Source organism: Daejeonella sp. (genome assembly GCF_049655485.1).
Lineage (GTDB): Bacteria > Bacteroidota > Bacteroidia > Sphingobacteriales > Sphingobacteriaceae > Daejeonella.
This window is the reverse complement of the sequence record NZ_JBASJU010000265.1, coordinates 1-2,101: the sequence shown is the minus strand read 5'-3', so window position 1 is coordinate 2,101 and position 2,101 is coordinate 1. Positions and strand designations below refer to the sequence as shown.

The 2,101-nt window shown below is 40.6% G+C and carries 2 protein-coding genes; both read right to left on the bottom strand.

All coding sequences use genetic code 11. The features are described 5' to 3' along the window. A partial coding sequence (locus WBJ10_RS11345; protein ID WP_424290365.1) for a polysaccharide biosynthesis/export family protein occupies positions 1-839 on the bottom strand: 839 nt, incomplete at its 3' end. Between the two features lie 134 nt (positions 840-973). Further along, positions 974-2,101, bottom strand: a 1,128-nt coding sequence (gene gmd / locus WBJ10_RS11340; protein ID WP_424290363.1) for a GDP-mannose 4,6-dehydratase, incomplete at its 5' end; no start/stop codon positions are given.

Below are 2,101 nucleotides of genomic sequence, written 5' to 3'. Positions count from 1 at the left end.
CTGTCACCTCTTAGTACTTCTATCTCCCGATAACTTCCGTTTTCAGCAGGGCCCCCGGAAGCATATAAAGCAGCAAATACGGTTGAAACAGAAGATAAAGTATAAGTACCAGGCATTGTAACAGCTCCGAGAAGGGTTACCTTGATAGATCTTAATTTACCCGTAGTTACACTTACATAAGTGCTTCCATTCCTTATGCCTGTGTAGATACTTGAAAGTCTAGAGGTTAACCTCTGATCAATTTCTTCTAAGCTTAAACCAGCCACCTGGACTACTCCAGCATATGGAATATTGATTGCACCAGCAGGGCTGACAGTTCTCACATAATTCGCCTCAGACAATCCGAAAATATCTACTGTGACTTCATCGCCAGCGCCTACCCGGTAATTTCTGGGTGTTGCGATATTAACGTTGGGCTCAAATGTCAACTGGTTATTTGTAAAAATTCCCGAACCGAAAATTTTTGATCTTAAAGCAGATAAAGCTCTCTCTGACTCATTCTCCACTTCCGCTCTTTTCTGTCCGGTCAGTGTATCTATTCCGCTCCTTTTTATAGAATCATCACGGCCTACCGAAAGCCTGCCTTCTCTAAGCAATCGTGCATCTTCATTTCTTATCTTCTCAACCCTTTTCTTTAATTTCGTCACCTCCCCCGGTGGCATTCCCCGACTGAGGGCTACCTCTCCAATCTGGTTTAGATCCAACCCCGACATTTCCACTTCATTCATGAAATCTCTGATTTTACTATCATTTAAAGCGTCAATACGGACATCACTGTAGTTTGCCTTATTAGTCTGGGAATTTGCTTTATCAAAAATTAAAGATAAGGCTATAGTCAAAAACAGAATTTTAATTAAGTTGCTCATTTTCATGGAGTGCAAAAGTAGTTGTTTTGATTTAACCGTAATAATTTCTTTTCTTAGTTTTTTGCTGAAATAAACGCTTAGTTTTTATGCAGTTAAGCCCTTTAAAATTATTCGAAGTAGTTTAGAGTATTAAAGCCGCCTTTTTTTAGATATTCATCCTTTTTTACCACGTTAAGATCTGCTAATACCATCTCATTTATTAAGGACTCCAAATCATACTTAGGCTTCCATCCCAACTGCTCTTTAGATTTTGTTGGATCACCAACCAACAGATCCACCTCTGTAGGCCTGAAGTATTTCGGATCAACTTTTACAACGGTTTGGCCAAACTTAATGCTTGAAGGATCAATTCCAAGGGAGCTGCATTTTTCAGCATCGATATCAATCACTACTCCTTTTTCATGCTCATTATTACCGCTAAATTCCACTTCAATCCCTAATTCAGTAAAGCTCATTTTGACGAAATCACGTACAGAAGTCGTTATTCCAGTTGCTATAACGAAATCTTCCGGCTTTTCTTGTTGTAACATTAGCCACATGGCTTCAATATAATCTTTTGCATGACCCCAATCTCTTTGGGCAGAAAGATTACCCAGAAATAAGCAGCTTTGAAGTCCCATCGCAATCTTAGCTGCGGCCCGTGTGATTTTCCTGGTAACAAAGGTTTCCCCTCTGACAGGGCTCTCATGATTAAAAAGAATTCCGTTACAGGCGAACATACCGTAAGCTTCCCTATAGTTCACTGTTATCCAATACGCGTATAGTTTAGCCACAGCATATGGCGACCGTGGATAGAAAGGGGTGGTTTCAGACTGGGGCACCGCCTGAACTAGTCCATAAAGTTCTGATGTAGATGCCTGATATATTTTAGTTTTTTTCTCAAGTTTGAGTATCCGAATTGCTTCCAATATCCTCAATGTTCCCAGGCCGTCGGCATTCGCTGTATATTCTGGTGTTTCAAAACTTACCTGAACATGGCTCATCGCGGCAAGGTTATATATTTCATCAGGCTGTACTTCCTGTATAATTCGCATCAGGTTAGTCGAATCGGTTAAATCACCGTAGTGCAGCTTTAGCCTTATATTACTTTCATGAGGATCCTGGTAAAGGTGGTCAATGCGTTCAGTATTTAATGAAGAACTCCGGCGCTTTATGCCATGAACAAAATATTCTTTTTTCAGAAGAAATTCCGCCAGGTAGGCTCCGTCCTGGCCAGTTATCCCTGTAATTAACGC